This window comes from Paeniglutamicibacter sp. GQ140 (assembly GCF_059759235.1).
Genome location: NZ_JCAXDW010000010.1, coordinates 26,767 through 42,289 on the forward strand (window position 1 = coordinate 26,767; position 15,523 = coordinate 42,289).

Here is a 15,523-nt window from a genome sequence, read left to right on the forward strand (position 1 = left end):
GGGCCTAGAAGTAGTAGGGGTGCGGCGACCAGTCGGGGTCGCGCTTCTCCAGGAAGGCGTCGCGGCCCTCGACGGCCTCGTCGGTCATGTAGGCCATGCGGGTGGCCTCGCCGGCGAAGACCTGCTGGCCGGCCAGCCCGTCGTCTGCCAGGTTGAAGGCGAACTTGAGCATGCGGATGGCCTGCGGGGATTGCCTGGCGATGTCGGCGGCGTACTCCAGGGCGACCTCCTCGAGGCGGGCGTGGTCCACCGCCTCGTTGACCGCTCCCATGGCCACCATGTCCTCGGCCGAGTATTCGCGGGCGAGGAAGAAGATCGCCCGTGCGGTCTTCTGGCCGACCTGGCGGGCCAGCAGCGCCGAGCCGTAGCCGGCGTCGAAGGAGCCGACGGTCGCGTCGGTCTGCTTGAACCTGCCGTGCTGGCGGGAGGCGATGGTCAGGTCCGAGACCACGTGCAGCGAGTGCCCGCCGCCGGCGGCCCAGCCGTTGACCACGGCGATGACGACCTTGGGCATGGTGCGCATCAGGCGCTGGACCTCGAGGATGTGCAGGCGGCCGGCGCGGGCCGGGTCGATCGAGTCGGCGGTCTGGCCCTCGGCGTAGCGGTAGCCGTCGCGGCCGCGGATGCGCTGGTCCCCGCCGGAGCAGAAGGAATGCCCGCCGTCCTTGGGCGAGGGGCCGTTGCCGGTGAGCAGGACGGTTGCCACATCCGAGCTCATGCGCGCGTGGTCCATCACGCGGTAGAGCTCGTCCACGGTTCCGGGGCGGAACGCGTTGCGGACCTCGGGGCGGTTGAAGGCGATGCGCACGGTGGGCAGGTCGCGAACGACGGCGCCGGCGGAATCGCGTTCGACCTGGCGGTGGTAGGTCATGTCCTCGAGGTCGAATCCCTCGACGACGCGCCACTGCACGGGGTCGAAGATGTCGGAAACCTTGGCTGGCAACTGGGGTGCGGAATCAACGGTGCTCACATCCTGAATGCTATCTGCTCGGGAGCCATGGGGGCGAAAGCGGTGCGTGCCCGGCTCCCGCATCCCCGGGGCCGGGCGCGGGCGCGCAAACTGTTCAACAATTAATGGTGGCGTTTTGGGCCCGCGTGTGGGTTGCATCAAACTGCCTCCTCACTAGTGCACCTGTGTCCTTGTCGGTGCCGTGCGGCACCGCCGCGGGGTGCGCCCGGGCCCCTCTGCCGACTTCATGTTGGGTGGCAAAGTGCGGTAATTTTGCGGCTTGCCACCCCCGCCCAATGTTTGATCGGGCGCCCCCAACGGGCCTAGACGGGTGCCTCCCCGTGCTACCGATGCGGGTTGATCGAGTCACCAAAGGAGCCACGCGTTGGAACCACACAACGTCCGAGACCACCAGCATCATGTCGCCACCGGGGAACCGGAACTGACCTCCGAGGGGTACCAGAAGACCCTCACCCGCAGGCACGTCCAGATGATCGCGATGGGCGGCGCGATCGGCGTGGGCCTGTTCATGGGGGCCGGCGGCCGCCTGGCCTCGACCGGCCCGGCGCTGATCCTGTCCTACGCCATGGCCGGGTTGATCGCGTACTTCCTGATGCGCGCACTGGGCGAACTGATCATGTACCGCCAGTCCTCGGGTTCCTTCGTTTCCTACGCCGGTGAGCTCTTCGGCGCCAAGGGGGCCTTCCTCTCGGGCTGGATGTACGTGCTGAACTGGGCCATGACCGGCATCGCCGAGCTCATCGCCATCGGCCTGTACTTCACCTATTTCTTCCCGGGCGTCCCGGTGGAGGCCGCCGCGCTGTGCGCGCTGGGCCTGCTGGTGGCCGTGAACCTCTTTAGCGCCAAGGCGTTTGCCGAGTTCGAGTTCTGGGCGTCCTTCCTGAAGGTCGCCGCGATCGTGCTCTTCCTGTGCATCGGCACCTACCTGGTGGTGACCAACGCCCAGGTCGGCGAGGGCCACGCCTCGGTGTCAAACCTGTTCGCCGGCGACGGCGGAATGTTCCCGCGCGGCTTCATGATCACCATCCTCGTGCTCAACGCAGTCATCTTCGCCTACAACGCCATCGAGCTGGTCGGCATCACCGCCGGCGAAATGGAGGACCCTGCCAGGGAGGTCCCGGCGGCAATCCGCGCCGTCGTGGTGCGCATCGTGGTCTTCTACGTCGGCTCGGTGACGCTGCTGGCGATGATCGTTCCGTGGAACCAGTACAAGGCGGGGGAAAGCCCGTTCGTCACGGTCTTCGACCAGCTGGGCTGGGGCTGGATCGGCGGCGTGATGAACTTCGTGGTCATCACCGCCGCACTGAGCTCCTGCAACTCGGGCCTGTACTCCATCGGCCGCATCTTCCGCGCCATGGCCAACAACGGCCACGCCCCGGCGTGGCTGACCAGGATGAACAAGCGCCACGTCCCCTACGCCGGCATCCTGGCCATCGGCGGGGTCTACCTCGTGGGCATCGTCCTGAACGTCTGGCTCGGCGGGACCTACGCCTTCGACCTTGCGCTGAACACCGCCTCGATCGGCGTCCTGTTCACCTGGGCCTCGATCTTCGCCTGCCAGTTGATGTTGCGCAAAAAGCGCGGCGAGGTCTCCTCCCTGCCGATGCCGGGTTCCCCGTACACCAGCTGGGCCGGCCTGATTGCCCTGGCGATCATCACCGTGCTCATCGGCTTTGACACGCTCACCGGCCCCGACGGCGAGGTCTTCCACCTGGGCCTGTACACCATCGCCTGCATCCCGCTGATCGCCGTCGGCCTCTGGATCGGCTGGCAGAAGGCCAAGCACAACACCGCCAAGAGCGAGCTCTACTCGTAGGGCTTCGTCCGCGCCGGGCAGCGAAAACGGCAAAAACGGTGGGTGGGTGGTTCCCAAGGAAGTCTTGGGAACCACCCACCCACCGTTTTTTCCAGCGCGTTGCCCCGGGGGGAAGCGGCCGGTCCAACCTAGGAACGGGGAGCGAGGGCCTCTTCGTCCGTGTCGGCGAGGATGCCGGTCTGGTGGGCGTCCGGAAGCTCGGTTCCGCGCAGCGAGGCACCGGCGGTCTCGGGCAGGTACCGCGTGGCCACCAGGCCGATGGCACAGGCCGCCATCATGTAGACGGCCGGGAACAGCAGGAAGTCGGTCTCGTTGATGACCGCCTCGTTGACCATGGCCGCGGTGCCGCCGAAGATCGCGGTTGCCACGTTGTAGGTCACGGCGAAGCCGGCAAACCTGACATGGGACGGGAACATGGCGGGGAAGGTGGCCGTGATGGTGGCCAACTGCGGGATGTAGAGCAGGCCCAGGATCGCAAAGCCGAGGATCGCGAGCGGAAAACTCCTGCCCATCAGCCAGAACAGCGGCAGGGCCAGCACAAACAGGCCGATCAGCGACGCGAACCACAGGGGTTTTCGACCCACCTTGTCCGACAGCGAGCCGGCAAAGGGGATGACGGCCATCATCGCGACCTCGCCGACCAGGATCACCATCAGTGACGCCTTCGGGTCAAGGCCCAGCTGGCCCTCGAGATAGGTCGGCATGTAGCTCAGCAGCGTGTAGTTCACGACGTTCAGGGCGATGACCAGGCCGCTCATGATGAGCATCGGGCGCCAGTAGCCGCGGATAAGCGTGCGCAGCGAGCTTGATTCCTCGACCTCGCCGCGCTCTTCGAGTTCCTGGAAGACAGGGGTGTCTTCCAGCTTGTTTCGCAGGTAGAGGCCAATCAGGCCCATGGGCAGCGCCATCATGAACGGCACGCGCCAGCCCCAGTCCATCATTGCCTCGTCGCTCAGCGCGACCTGGAAGCCCAGCATCACGGCCGTGCCCAGGGCGAAGCCGCCGAGGGTCCCGAACTCCAGGAACGACCCGAAGAAGCCGCGCTTCTTGTCGGGGGAGTACTCGGCCATGAATGTTGCGGCGCCGCCGTATTCCCCGCCGGTGGAGAAGCCCTGGACCATGCGCAGGAGCACCAGCAGAATCGGTGCCAGGATGCCGACCTGTTCGAAGGTCGGCAGGATGCCGATGAAGAAGGTTGCCAGGGACATCATCAGGATGGTGAGGGCCAGGATGTGCTTGCGGCCAAGCTTGTCGCCCAGCGGTCCCCAAACCAGGCCGCCGAGCGGCCTGACCAGGAACGAGAGTGCGAAGGTCCCCAGCGCCATGAGGGTTCCGCCCTCGGTGGGGAAAAAGTGGAACGTAATGTAGGTGACCGCCACGGCATAGACGCCGTAATCAAACCATTCGGTGAGGTTTCCCATGGCCGAGGCGGCAGTTGCCTTGCGGATTTCGCTGCGGCCGGCGGTGGTGGAGAGGTCCGGGCCGATGTCTTCGCCGAAATCCACCGGGTTGGTGGTCTGGGCTGCCTCGGGTGTGGTGCTATTTAGTTGGTTGGGTTGGCTGTTTTCCGGCTGCATTACTGCTCCGTTTGCTATTCAGCTTTCCGTCGACCGGATGCCCGCCCAAGTCCATGTTGAAGGCCCGGACGGTGACGGTCCACGATCCAGGCAGGGCCCGGAGTCGGTCAAGTGGAAGACGATACGGCAGTGATTTGGCAGGGTCAACCCGAAAAGTTTGTTTCCCGGGAGGTTGACCCCGCTTGTGGCATGATGGGATTGTATTAGTGAACGAATGGTCGGTAATTCTTCTCGTCTCCGTCAGGAGCCGGGTGCCGGGGCCAAACCACGGAGCATTGCAGGGTCTCTTCCGCCGGGTTTCCGGCGGGGATGGGCCGGGCGTGTGCCAAATGACAAAGGAGTTGTGATGACCGAGGCTTACTTGGTGGGCGGAGCCCGCACCCCGGTGGGACGATACGGCGGTTCGCTGAGCAGCGTGCGCCCCGACGACCTGGCCGCAATCGCCATCAAGGCGGCAGTCGAACGTGCGGGCGTCGACCCGTCGGCCGTGGACGAGGTCATCTTCGGCAATGCCAACGGCGCGGGCGAGGAAAACCGCAACGTGGCCCGCATGGCCTGGCTGCTGGCAGGATTCCCCGACAGCGTTCCCGGCATCACCGTCAACCGCCTCTGTGCCTCCGGGATGAGTGCCATCACCATGGCCAGCCACATGATCAAGGCCGGTGCCGCGGACATCGTGGTTGCCGGCGGCGTCGAGTCCATGTCGCGCGCCCCGTGGGTCATGGAAAAGCCGGACAAGGCCTTCGCCAAGCCGGGTGCCAGCTACGACACCTCCATTGGCTGGCGCTTCCCCAACCCCGAGTTCCTCTCCGGAGAGCTCTCCCGCGACGGCAAGGCCACCTTCTCCATGCCGGAAACCGCCGAAGAAGTCGCCCGGGTCTACAACACCTCCCGCGAGGACTGCGACGCCTTTGCCGTGCAGTCGCACGAACGCGCGATCGCCGCGATCGAGGCGGGGCACTTCACGGACGAAATCGTCCCGGTGGTCGTGAAGACCCGCAAGGGCGAGACGGTCGTGGACACCGATGAGGGCCCGCGCCCCGGCACCACCATGGAAGTCCTCTCGAAGCTGCGCCCGGTCGTGAAGGGCGGCACCGTGGTCACCGCCGGCAACGCCTCCACGCTCAACGACGGTGCCTCGGCCATCATCGTGGCCTCCGAGGCGGCCATCAAGAAGTACGGGCTTGTTGCCCGCGCCCGCATCATCGACGGTGCCTCCGCCGGGCTGGCCCCGGAAATCATGGGCATGGGCCCGGTCCCCTCCAGCCGCAAGGTCCTGGAACGTTCCGGCTACACGGTCGATGACCTGGCCGCCGTGGAACTCAACGAGGCGTTCGCCTCGCAGTCCCTGGCGTCCATGCGCGAGCTCGGGCTGGACCCGGAGATCGTGAACCGGGACGGCGGAGCCATTGCGCTGGGCCACCCGCTGGGCTCCTCCGGCTCGCGCATCGTGATCACCCTGCTCGGCCGCCTGGAACGCGAAGCCAAGGACGGCGGGTCCAAGCTCGGCCTGGCCACCATGTGCGTGGGCGTCGGCCAGGGCGCGGCCCTGCTCATCGAGGGGGTCTAGGGCATGGGGACCGGCGTGCAGCAGGCCGACTTCCAGACCCTGTTGGTCACCGAGGGCGAGGACAGGCTCAACGTACAACTGAACCGCCCGGCGGTCCGCAATGCGATCGACCAGCTGATGGTCGATGAGCTGCACACCGTCTGCTCCTACCTCGAGGCCAGCCCCAAGATCCTGATCCTCTCCGGGATCCCGGCCGACCCAGAGACCGGAACCAAGGGCATCTTCGCCTCGGGCGCCGACATCGCCCAGTTGCGCGAGCGCCGCCGCGACGACGCCTTGGCCGGCATCAATTCGGGCATCTTCGACAGGCTTGCGAAGCTGCCCATGCCGGTGATCGCCGCCCTTGACGGGTTTGCGCTGGGCGGCGGGGCCGAGCTGGCATATGCCGCCGACTTCCGCATCGGCACACCCGAGCTGCGCATGGGCAACCCCGAAACCGGGCTGGGCATCATGGCGGCCGCCGGTGCCACCTGGCGGCTGAAGGAACTCGTGGGCGAACCTGTCGCCAAGGAGATCCTGCTGGCCGGGAAGGTGCTCAAGGGCGAGGAGGCCCTGCGCGTCGGACTCGTCACCGAACTCGTCGACGGGGCCAAGCTGCTTGCCGCCGCCTCCGCCCTGGCCGACCGCATCGGTGCCCAGGACGCGTTGGCCGTGCGCATCACCAAGAGCGTCTTCCACGCCCCGCGCGAGGCCCACCCCGTCATTGACACGCTCGCCCAGGGAATGCTCTTTGAATCCCCGGCAAAATTTGATCGCATGCAGGCCTTCCTGGACAGAAAGAAAAGCAAATGAGTGAAATCGAGACGGCACTTCCCGCAAGGGTCGGCGTGCTGGGCGGCGGGCGCATGGGGGCAGGCATTGCCCACGCCTTCCTGATGAACGGCTCCCACGTCGTCGTCGTGGAACGCGACCAGGACAGTGCGCGCGCGGCGCTTGAACGCGTCACCGACTCCGTGGCCAAGTCGATTGCCCGCGGCCAGGTGGCCGAATCGCACGACCAGATCGTCGCGCGGCTGGCCGTTTCGACGGACTACGCCGCTTTCGCCGACCGCGGGCTGGTCGTCGAGGCGGTTCCCGAGATCTGGGAGCTGAAGGTTTCCTCGCTGCAAAAGGTGGAGGAAAACCTGGGCGAAACCGCGATTCTCGCCTCGAACACCTCCTCGCTGTCGATGAGTGGCCTGGCCGCGGAACTGCGACGCCCGGCGAACTTCCTGGGCCTGCACTTCTTCAACCCGGTGCCCGCCTCGACCCTGATCGAGGTGGTCATCGCCAAGCAGAGCGCCGCGGAGGTCATCGACAAGGCCCGCGGCTGGGTCAAGGCCCTGGGCAAGACCGCCGTGGTCGTCAACGACGCCCCGGGGTTCGCCAGCTCGCGCCTGGGAGTCGCCATTGCCCTGGAGGCCATGCGCATGGTGGAGGAGGGCGTGGCCACGGCCGAGGACATCGACAACGCCATGGTGCTGGGCTACAAGCACCCGACCGGCCCCCTGAAGACGACCGACATCGTCGGCCTGGACGTGCGGCTGGGCATTGCCGAGTACCTGCACGAGACCCTGGGGGACCGCTTTGCCCCGCCGCAGATCCTGCGGGACCTGGTGGAGCAGGGGCACCTGGGTCGCAAGACCGGTCGCGGTTTCTACGACTGGTCCGATTCCAGGTAGTCCCGACCGCCAAGCCGGTGTGCGCCGTGGGCCATGGGTCCTGGGCGCGCGCCGGCTTGCGTGTCTCCACGCGGCAGGGAGAAATGGGCAGCCGCGGAGATCTTCGGTAGGTTGGAAGCCGAGCCGTCCGGGCACACCGGGCGCCACGGTGGGAAGGGAAAACAACCATGTATGTCGTCACGAACCGCATCGATGTTCCGGAAGAACGTGCAGCAGCATTCGAGGAACGCTTCATCGGCAACATGCGCTCCAACCTCCCCAACGTCCAGGGCCTGTCCCGCGCCACCCTTGATCGCCCCGTGGACCCGGCGGCGCAGTACAGGGTGACCATGGAATTCGACTCCGAGTCGGACTTCGAGGCCTGGCGGGATTCCGAGGCGTTCCGCGCCTCGCATGCCCGGCCCGCGGCAGCGGCCCCCGGCACCGCCGGCCCGGCATCGGATGCCGGGACTGCCGGGGCGCCGAAGCCCGGTGCCCCGCGTCCGGCCACGGGACCGGAACACCACATCCGCATCGAAACCTACGAGGGTTACAGGGCCTGAGGGGAAACAACGCGATGGGGGAGTCCGTGGAGCAGCCGCAGTGGGAGGGCGCCGTCAACGCCAGGATCGTGCTGGGAAGCATCTACCGCATGGGCCGGCGCGAGTGGCTGACCGGTGCCGGATGGCAGCAGGCCCACGCCGACGGCGTGCGCACCGTCATTGACCTGCGGAACCCCGACGAGGTGCGGCGGCGCCCCACCGACCCCCAGGTCGACGAGGCCGCCACGGCGGGAATAACAATTGTCAACGCGCCCACCGAGGAACCGGGCCACCCCGAGTTCGCGCAGCTCGCCGTGCCCTACATGAACCATCCGCGGATGTACCCGCGGAACATCGAGTTCTTTCCCGGCCGCATCGCGGAGGTGTTCCACCAGATCGCCGCGGCCCGCGGAAAGGTCGTGCTGCATTGCTCGGCCGGGCGCGACCGCACCGGGTTGATCGTGTCGATGCTGCTGAAATTGGTCGACCGGCAGGACCTGCTCGAGGCCCAGTACGAGGCCTCCCTCCGGGGCATCAACGATTGGCACAGGGTCAGCCCCGTCAAGCACCCGCACGAGTCCTACCTCGAGGAACCGGACCTCATCGGCCCGCTGAACGAGCGGTTGGAGGCGCTGGGGCGGTTCGTCGATTCACTCGGCGTCGAAGCCTTCCTGCTGGAGCACGGGCTCAGCCCGGCCGAATTGGATCAGATCAGGAAGAAGATGGCCTGAGCCCCGAGGTCTTCGGGGCCCGGCAGCACCTTAGGCTGGAGCCATGACAAAGATTGAACCCCTGACGTTGCGCGGGCGCCTGGTGACCCTCGAACCCCTGCGGCACGGACACCACGACGAACTCGTTGACGCGGTCAACGACGGCGATGTCTTCAACCTTTGGTACACGGTGGTGCCGGCACCGGATGAGATGCGCGCCGAAATCGATCGCCGCCTCGAATTGCAGGAGCAGGGGTCGATGCTGCCATTTGTCACCCGGCGCAATGCGGATTCCGCGGTGCTGGGCATGACGACCTACATGGACATCGACCCGGGGCTGCCCCGCGTCGAGATCGGCTCGACCTGGAACCGGGCCTCGGTGCGCGGGACCGGCACCAACGTCGACTCAAAGCTCCTGCTGCTCACCCACGCCTTCGAGGTGCTCGGCTGCCCGGCGGTGGAGTTCCGCACGCACTGGATGAACATGCCCTCCCGCGCCGCCATCGAACGCCTGGGCGCCAAGCTCGACGGGGTGCTGCGCTCCCACCGGCGCATGGCCGACGGGTCGTTGCGCGACACCTGCGTGTACTCGATTATCGCCTCCGAATGGCCCCAGGTGCGGTCCGGGCTGGAGCACCGGCTGGCCGGGCACCTGCAGCGAGGCCGCTAGCCCGGGGCCTCCGGGCGGGGCTCAGGTCCCGTCGACGGGCACGAACGCCATGTAGGCGAGATCCGCCTCGGTGTCGCCGCGGAAGGTGACCTCCAGAAACGCCGCTTCCCTGGGCGTTGCCACGCTGCCGGAGATGCCCACGGGGCCACCGGGGCCACACTGCGTTCCGCCGTCCCCGGCCAGCTCTGCGCTGTCACCATCGAGCAGCCTGAACGCATAGGCCACGGGCGTGGAACACGACAGCTCGATGTGGAAGCCGCGTCCCGGGCCGTCACCGGGCAACGCAAAGCGCGTGGAGGTGGAAAAATGTTCCGCCAGCTGCACGCGCTCGCTGCCCGGTTCGGCGTCCACGACCGGGTGCATGCCCCGGCGGACCTGGTGGGCGGCCATGGCCGGAGGCAGGCCTGAAATGCGCTTCGCCAACCCCTCCGACTCGTACGGCTGGAACATGAGGACCGAAGCCGTCGGCGGCACCTCGTGGTGGGTGGGCACCGGGGAGGGCGCCGGGGGACCCCCTGCCGCTCCCTCCCCGTCAAGCGGCACGCAGGCGGCCAGCAGCAGCACGAGCGCCGTGGCGCCGGGAAATGCCTTCGGGATGCGCATCATGAACCGACCCTATCGGCAACGGGCACGCCACGGGAGGTTGCGCGGGCGGGCACGTGCCCCGTGGTGTGCGCCACCGACCCGGTGAACGCACCGCAGGGCCGCCGCCGGATGGCGGGGGCCCTGCGGTGCAGCCAGCTAGCCGCGCCCGGCCAGCGGATTGGCCAGGGTGCCGGCGTAGATCAGCCCGCCGGACTGGTCGGCGAGGTCAAGCATCTGCGCGTTGTTGCGCAGCTGCAGCCGGTTCAGGCAGGAGAGCTCGAAGTCGGCGGCGAACAAGTCCAGCGCGTCGAACGCCTCGGCCGTTTCCGGGTGCCGGGTCCGGTAGGCGAGCAGCCGCTCGGCGGCGGTTGCCCAGAAATCCTCCTCGCCGCAGATTCCCTCGCGGGCCAGGGCGGGGGCCAGGAAGCGCAGGAAGCAGTCCACGATGTCGGTGAAGACCACCAGCCGGCGCTCCGCCTCCGGGACCGCCGCGCGGATCCGCTCAACCTCGGCCGGCAGCGGCTGCCGGTCCCCGAGCACCGCGATCTCCTCGGCCAGGTCCTTGTGCAGCACCTTCACCGGGACCGATCCCTCGAGCACCAGGATGACGTTCTCCCCGTGCGGCATGAACGCCAGGTCGTAGCGGCACAGGCAGTGCACCAGCGGCACCAGGTAGGCGTCGAAGTAGCGGGCGAGCCAGTCGGTGGCCGCGAGGCCGGAGCGCCGGATGTGCGCGGCGGCCAGCGAGGCGCCCGCCGCGTCGACGTGCAGCAGCGAGGCCATGGTGGCCAGCTGCTGCCCGTCCTCCAGCAGGCCGGCCGGGGATTCGCGCCAGAGCGCGGCCAGCATCTTGCGCTGCGGGGCGCCGTGGCCGGCGGCCTCGAAGAGCGGGGAGGAGTAGCCGACCGCGGCGATCTCGCGCAGCAGGCCCACGTTGCCGCGCGAGAGCTCCGCGTCGTTGTCGAAGACCGCGGTGAGCCACGCGTTGATGGCCGGGGTGCCCTCCATGTAGGCGGCCGAGAGCCCGCGCATGAAGCCCATGTTCAGCACCGACAGGGCCGTCTTCACGTAGTGGCGCGTCGGCGCGCTGCGGTTGAAGAAGGTGCGGATCGACTGCTGCGGCTGGTAGAGGTCCTCCCCGGCGCCCAGGTGCACCAGGTGGCCGCTGGCGACATCGGGGGCGAAGCTGAGGGCCAGCTTGTGCTCCCACTGCCAGGGGTGGATGGGCAGCAGCACGAAGTCGGCCGGATCCAGGCCGCTGCCGGCGCAGGCATCGGCGATCCGCGCCCGGAAGAGCGCCAGCTGGCGCTCGCCGAGTTCGGCGAGCAGCAGCGATTCGGCGTCCAGTCCCGGCAGCGAGCTGTAGCGGGCGCGGGAGGCGTGCGCGGCCAGCCACTCGAGGGCAAGCGCGGCGCCGGTTTCCGGCGCGTAGGACAGGTAGTCGTTGGCGCCCAGGCCGAGGCGCCCGTTGTTCGCCACGAAGCAGGGGTGGCCCTCGGTCATCGCGGCCTCGGTGCGCTGGAAGTCGGCGACGGCGTCCCCGGTGCCGGCGGCCAGCTCGGCGGCGCCGGCGGTGGAGTGCAGCTGCTTGTAGCAGTGCCCGGCCAGGGTGCTGCCGATCTCCTCGAGGTACACCGGCAGCTGGGCCGCGGAAAGCCCCAGGGTGTCGCGGAAGGCCAGCACGAAGCCGGCGGCATCCGGTGCCGCCGGCACCCCGTCGGCCAGGACCTCCAGCGAGTCGGGGTCGACGGACCAGTGTTCCAGGGCGTGCACGTCGGCGCGGAAGCGGTATTCAAGGGTGCCGGTGCCCAGGGTCCAGGAGCCGGGAACGGCGCCGGGCGCCGGGGCGAGCAGCCGCTCGTGGGTGAACTCGGCGATCGCCTTGGCCAGCACGTGCCGGTTCGCCGTTTCCCAGCGTCCCGGGGACAGGTGCGCGGCGGCACTCGAGGGCCGCCCGGTGGCCCGCGCGAAGTCGTCCCGGGTGCACAGCGAGAGCAGCGCGGTCTTGGCCGGGGTGTCGGGGCCGGCCGGCAGCTCGATGCGCCCGGCCGGGCGGAAGCCGAGCCGGGAATTCAGCGAGTGGATGGCGGTGTTCGCGGCGTCGGGCTCGACCACCACGCGCAGCACCGCGGGATCCGCGAAGAGGTGGGCGAGCGCGGCCTCCATGGCCGCGGCGCTGAAGCCCGGCAGGGCCCTGCCGTCACCGGGGCCCGCGAGCAGCAGGTGCATGCCCGCGTCCCCGTGCCGGTGGGCGTAGCGCCCGGCCAGCACCGAGTGCTCCGGCGCATAGTGCTCGAGCAGGAACACCGCTTCGGGCGCGGCGTCCCCGCGCAATGCCGGCAGCAGGCCCAGCAACACGTGGTGGTGGGCCGCGGCGTCGAGCTGCTCGTAGGCGGCCCGGACCTCCGCGACGCTGGTGCCGTTCATGCCCCAGAAGCGGGCCCGTTCGGTGTTTACCCAGCCGTGCAGCAGCCCGGCGTCGGTCCCCGGGTCGAAGCGGCGGAAGGTGAAGTCGGTGGCCGCGGGCGCGGTGCGGCGGGCGGGGGGAATGACGATTGAGGGCGTGGAAATCATGCGTGGGCTCCTTCGAGCGTGGGGGAGGGCAGCGTCGGGGATGCGGGTGCGGGGCTGCCGAAGGACTGGAAGCCGATGCGCTTCTCCACCGCGTAGTGCTCGTACCCCGCGATCCGGTTGATGATCACCGAGTTGCGGTAGGCTCCCATGCCCAGGTCGGGGGCGGTGAAGCCGTGGGTGTGCAGCTCGGCGTTCTGCACCAGCACGTCGCCGTCGTTGCTGACCGCGTAGTTTCTGTCCACGTCCAGCCGGCCGTCGGCCAACCGGTTGATGCGCGTTCCGAGGCCCGCCAGGAACGCGGGCTCGCGGTAGGCGTAGCCGGTGGCCAGCACCAGGGTATCGGCCACGGTGGAGAATTCCCCGCCGTCGTCCTGGTTGCGCAGCCGCAGCTCCAGGGCACCGTCACGGTGTTCGATGCCCTGCAGGGCGGTGGCCGCGCGCAGCGTGACCGGGGCGTGCCCGGAGACCTGGCGGCGGTAGAGCAGCTCGTGGATCTCGTCGATCAAGTCGGCGTTGATGCCCTTGTACAGGCCCTTCTGGCTGGCCGAGAGCGCGTCGCGGGTGCCCTGGCCCAGGGAATGGAAGTGGTCGATGTACTCCGGGGAGGTCATCTCCAGGGTCAGCTTGGTGTATTCGAGCGGGAAGAAGCGCGGGGAGCGCGTGACCCATTCGAGGTGCGTCTCCGGGCCCAGGGTCCCGAGCAGGTCGGCGAAGACCTCCGCGGCACTCTGTCCGCTGCCCACCACCGCGATGCGGGAGCCCGCGGCGATGGCGGCGCGGGCGGGGCGGTAGCCGCTGGTGTGCACGGCCTGGCCGGTTCCCAGCACGCATTCGGGAACGGAGGCGGGCACGTACGGGCTGGTTCCGGTGCCCAGCACCAGGCGCCGGGTGCGCACGGTGGAGACCCCGTCGTCGTGGTGCACATCGAGCTCGTACACCCCGTCGGCGAAGCGGGCGGCGGCGACGTGGGCGCCGAAACGCACCGAGGGCAGCCGCGCGGCCGCCCAGCGCAGGTAGTTGTTGTATTCCTCGCGCAGCGGGTAGAAGTTCTCGCGGATGTAAAACGGGTACAGGCGCCCGGTGTCCTTGAGGTGGTTCAGGAAGGAGAGCGGGTGGGCGGGGTCGGCCATGGTGACCAGGTCGGCCATGAACGGGACCTGCAGGTGCGTGCCCTCGAGCATCATGCCCGGGTGCCAGGCGAATTCCGCGGCACGCTCGAGCACCAGCACGTCGAGTCCCGGCACGGCGTCGGCCAGGGCCGCGAAGCCGAGGTTGAAGGGCCCGGCGCCGATGGCGATCGCGTCGTGGACGCGGGCGGTGTCAAATGCGGTGCTCATGCCTGCACCCCCGCCAGTGCGCGCTCGCCGGCGATGCGGCGGCCATGTCCCACGACGGCCGCCAGGATGGCGGCGACGTCCTCGATGGAGGTCTGCGGGTTCAGCAGCGTGAGCTTGAGGTGGCGCACCCCGGCAATGGTGGTGGCGGCGACCATGGCCTCGCCGGAGTCGTAGAGCGCGCTGCGGATCTCGTTGGCCAGCGGCGCGTGCCCCGCCTCGACGGGGACCGGTGGGACGTAGCGGAAGACGACGGTGCTCAGCTGGACCTCGGCGGCCAGCTCGAGTTCGGGGTGCTCGTCGACCAGCCGCCCGGCCGCGGCGGCCAGGTCCATGACGCTGTCGAACATCGATCCCAGCGCCTCTGCGCCCATCGAGCGCAGGGTCACCCAGAGCTTGAGCGCGTCAAAGCGGCGGGTGGTGGCCAGCGACTTGTCGACCTGGTTGGGGGTGCGCCCGGCCTCGGCGGCGGGGTTGAGGTATTCGGCGTGGTGCGAAACCAGTCCGAGGGCGGTGCGGTCGCGGACCACGATCGCGCTGGAACCGATGGGCTGGAAGAAGGACTTGTGGAAGTCCACGGTCACCGAGTTTGCGGCCTCGATGCCGGCCAGCAGCCCGCGGTGGCGCGGGGAGCCAAGCAGCCCGCAGCCATAGGCGGCGTCGACGTGGAACCATGCCCCGTGCGCCGCGGCCAATTCCCCAATGGCCGGCAGCGGGTCGATGGAGCCGAAGTCGGTGGTACCGGCGGTGGCGACGATCGCCATGGCGCGCAGCCCGGCCGCCCGGTCCTGTTCCAGTGCGCGCCGCAGGGCAGCCGCATCCATCCGGTGGAGCGCGTCGCACTCAATGGCGACCACCGCCTCGGCGCCCAGCCCCAGCAGGGACGCGGAGGTGGAGATGCTGAAATGGCTGTCGGCCGAGGCGTAGATGCGCAATCCGGCGAGGCGTTCGGGCAGGCTCCCCGGCTTGCCCGCGACGGCGGTGTTGCGGGCCAGCAGCATGGCCTGCAGGTTCGAGGCGGTGCCGCCGCTGGTGAAGACGCCGTCGGCTTCCGGGCCGAGGCCGGCCAGGTCGGCGGCCCAGTCGATCAGGCGCTGCTCGATGAGCGTGGCGCCCGCGCTCTGGTCCCAGGTGTCCATCGAGGTGTTCACCGTGGTGACCAGGGCCTCGGCCGCGATGGCGGGAAGCGCCACGGGGCAATTCAGGTGCGCGGCGTAGCGCGGATGGTGGAAGTAGACGGCGTCCCGCAGATAGAGCTCCGTTGCCTCTTCGAGGGCGGCTTCGGTGGTGCCCAGCGGAGTGCGCAGATCCACGGCGTCGAGCCTGGCGCGCAGTGCGTCGGGGCCGGGGCCGGTGGTGGGACCGGCGGCGGCGGCGATGGACCGGGCCGCGAGCCTGGCGGCGGCGCCAAATTCCTCGGCCATGCGATCGGCGGTGTCGCTGCCGAGGAGTTGGTCGGCGGCGGCCGGAAGGAATCGCGTGGGGGTGGACAGGGTCTGCGCCAGGGGACGTTGGGGCGTCATGGGGCTCCTTTA

General features: G+C 69.0%; 13 protein-coding genes. 7 read left to right on the plus strand and 6 right to left on the minus strand.

Annotation, left to right across the window (positions count from 1 at the left end; genetic code table 11):
• Positions 1-4: 4 nt before the first annotated feature.
• Entirely contained in the window at positions 5-970 is a 966-nt protein-coding gene (locus AC6CHY_RS14140; RefSeq protein WP_217389287.1) for a 1,4-dihydroxy-2-naphthoyl-CoA synthase, read from the minus strand.
• 364 nt (positions 971-1,334) lie between these two features.
• Between AC6CHY_RS14140 and AC6CHY_RS14145 the strand changes: the two genes are divergently transcribed.
• Positions 1,335-2,786: an amino acid permease gene (locus AC6CHY_RS14145; RefSeq protein ID WP_498227119.1), complete on the plus strand. Its 1,452-nt coding sequence runs from the start codon at positions 1,335-1,337 to the stop codon at positions 2,784-2,786.
• A 128-nt stretch (positions 2,787-2,914) separates the two neighbouring features.
• Here the strand turns inward: AC6CHY_RS14145 and AC6CHY_RS14150 are convergent, their stop codons facing one another.
• Positions 2,915-4,363, minus strand: coding sequence for an MFS transporter (locus AC6CHY_RS14150; RefSeq protein ID WP_498227120.1), 1,449 nt, complete (start codon positions 4,361-4,363; stop codon positions 2,915-2,917).
• 346 nt (positions 4,364-4,709) lie between these two features.
• Between AC6CHY_RS14150 and AC6CHY_RS14155 the strand changes: the two genes are divergently transcribed.
• The 6 genes from AC6CHY_RS14155 to AC6CHY_RS14180 all read left to right on the plus strand — a co-directional run bounded on the left by AC6CHY_RS14155 (position 4,710) and on the right by AC6CHY_RS14180 (position 9,495).
• Positions 4,710-5,933, plus strand: coding sequence for a thiolase family protein (locus tag AC6CHY_RS14155; RefSeq protein WP_498227121.1), 1,224 nt, complete (start codon positions 4,710-4,712; stop codon positions 5,931-5,933).
• A gap of 3 nt (positions 5,934-5,936) precedes the next feature.
• A complete protein-coding gene (locus tag AC6CHY_RS14160) occupies positions 5,937-6,725 on the plus strand; it encodes an enoyl-CoA hydratase/isomerase family protein (RefSeq protein ID WP_498227122.1) in 789 nt (262 codons plus the stop codon).
• Positions 6,722-7,594 (plus strand): 3-hydroxyacyl-CoA dehydrogenase family protein, encoded by an 873-nt coding sequence (locus AC6CHY_RS14165; protein WP_498227123.1) that lies wholly within the window; start codon positions 6,722-6,724, stop codon positions 7,592-7,594. The genes AC6CHY_RS14160 and AC6CHY_RS14165 overlap by 4 nt, the downstream gene beginning before the upstream one ends.
• 167 nt (positions 7,595-7,761) lie before the next feature.
• On the plus strand, positions 7,762-8,136 hold the full coding sequence (locus AC6CHY_RS14170) for an antibiotic biosynthesis monooxygenase family protein (RefSeq protein ID WP_498227124.1): 375 nt from the start codon (positions 7,762-7,764) through the stop codon (positions 8,134-8,136).
• A gap of 26 nt (positions 8,137-8,162) precedes the next feature.
• A complete protein-coding gene (locus tag AC6CHY_RS14175) occupies positions 8,163-8,846 on the plus strand; it encodes a tyrosine-protein phosphatase (protein WP_498227125.1) in 684 nt (227 codons plus the stop codon).
• A gap of 43 nt (positions 8,847-8,889) precedes the next feature.
• On the plus strand, positions 8,890-9,495 hold the full coding sequence (locus tag AC6CHY_RS14180) for a GNAT family N-acetyltransferase (protein WP_498227126.1): 606 nt from the start codon (positions 8,890-8,892) through the stop codon (positions 9,493-9,495).
• A 21-nt stretch (positions 9,496-9,516) separates the two neighbouring features.
• Here AC6CHY_RS14180 and AC6CHY_RS14185 read toward each other — a convergent pair whose 3' ends face one another.
• From AC6CHY_RS14185 to AC6CHY_RS14200, 4 genes are all read right to left on the minus strand, one after another.
• Positions 9,517-10,101, minus strand: a complete 585-nt coding sequence (locus tag AC6CHY_RS14185; protein ID WP_217389295.1) for a hypothetical protein — start codon at positions 10,099-10,101, stop codon at positions 9,517-9,519.
• A gap of 135 nt (positions 10,102-10,236) precedes the next feature.
• On the minus strand, positions 10,237-12,654 hold the full coding sequence (locus AC6CHY_RS14190; RefSeq protein WP_217389296.1) for a GNAT family N-acetyltransferase: 2,418 nt from the start codon (positions 12,652-12,654) through the stop codon (positions 10,237-10,239).
• Complete coding sequence (locus AC6CHY_RS14195) at positions 12,651-13,991, minus strand: lysine N(6)-hydroxylase/L-ornithine N(5)-oxygenase family protein (RefSeq protein WP_217389297.1); 1,341 nt, start codon at positions 13,989-13,991, stop codon at positions 12,651-12,653. Before AC6CHY_RS14195 ends, AC6CHY_RS14190 begins: the two co-directional genes overlap by 4 nt.
• The gene (locus AC6CHY_RS14200; protein WP_498227127.1) at positions 13,988-15,511 is read right to left on the minus strand and encodes a pyridoxal phosphate-dependent decarboxylase family protein; all 1,524 of its coding nucleotides are present in this window, start codon (positions 15,509-15,511) and stop codon (positions 13,988-13,990) included. Before AC6CHY_RS14200 ends, AC6CHY_RS14195 begins: the two co-directional genes overlap by 4 nt.
• Positions 15,512-15,523 lie beyond the last annotated feature (12 nt).

Bases quoted from the DNA above. Each gene is read 5' to 3' on its own strand.
- AC6CHY_RS14190 (WP_217389296.1), bottom strand. From the start codon at position 12,654: ATGATTTCCACGCCCTCAATCGTCATTCCCCCCGCCCGCCGCACCGCG.
- AC6CHY_RS14155 (WP_498227121.1), top strand. From the start codon at position 4,710: ATGACCGAGGCTTACTTGGTGGGCGGAGCCCGCACCCCGGTGGGACGA.
- AC6CHY_RS14160 (WP_498227122.1), top strand. From the start codon at position 5,937: ATGGGGACCGGCGTGCAGCAGGCCGACTTCCAGACCCTGTTGGTCACC.
- AC6CHY_RS14170 (WP_498227124.1), top strand. From the start codon at position 7,762: ATGTATGTCGTCACGAACCGCATCGATGTTCCGGAAGAACGTGCAGCA.
- AC6CHY_RS14180 (WP_498227126.1), top strand. From the start codon at position 8,890: ATGACAAAGATTGAACCCCTGACGTTGCGCGGGCGCCTGGTGACCCTC.
- AC6CHY_RS14185 (WP_217389295.1), bottom strand. From the start codon at position 10,101: ATGATGCGCATCCCGAAGGCATTTCCCGGCGCCACGGCGCTCGTGCTG.
- AC6CHY_RS14200 (WP_498227127.1), bottom strand. From the start codon at position 15,511: ATGACGCCCCAACGTCCCCTGGCGCAGACCCTGTCCACCCCCACGCGA.
- AC6CHY_RS14150 (WP_498227120.1), bottom strand. From the start codon at position 4,363: ATGCAGCCGGAAAACAGCCAACCCAACCAACTAAATAGCACCACACCC.
- AC6CHY_RS14165 (WP_498227123.1), top strand. From the start codon at position 6,722: ATGAGTGAAATCGAGACGGCACTTCCCGCAAGGGTCGGCGTGCTGGGC.
- AC6CHY_RS14195 (WP_217389297.1), bottom strand. From the start codon at position 13,991: ATGAGCACCGCATTTGACACCGCCCGCGTCCACGACGCGATCGCCATC.